Below are 304 nucleotides of genomic sequence, written 5' to 3' on the forward strand. Positions count from 1 at the left end.
AGCGCCACCGGTTTGTCATTGGTGCCCGTCACCGTGATGGTGATGGTTTGTGGCTCGCTCGCCAATCCTTCGTTATCAATCGCAACGTAGGTGAAGGTCACGTCTTCCTTCTGACCACCGATTAGGCCTTGGAAATCTTCACCTGGATCAAAAGTATAGGTGCCATTGTTGAAACTTAGGCTTCCTTTGCCATCTGGAATATCGGTCGCTAAGGCGTAAGACGCCACGGTGCCATCCACATCAGAGGCTTCCGGTACCTCACGGGTGATCGAGGTGTCTTCATCGGTCATTTCATCCGCTGGCA

The 304-nt window shown here is 52.6% G+C and carries 1 protein-coding gene; it reads right to left on the reverse strand.

Annotation, left to right across the window (positions count from 1 at the left end; translation table 11 throughout):
* Nucleotides 1-304 (reverse strand): Ig-like domain-containing protein (locus AB4405_RS24420; RefSeq protein WP_372063090.1); only part of this gene is annotated, 304 nt, incomplete at both ends.

Origin of the sequence: Vibrio sp. 10N.261.51.F12 (genome assembly GCF_041471725.1) — a bacterium.
Taxonomy (GTDB): domain Bacteria; phylum Pseudomonadota; class Gammaproteobacteria; order Enterobacterales; family Vibrionaceae; genus Vibrio.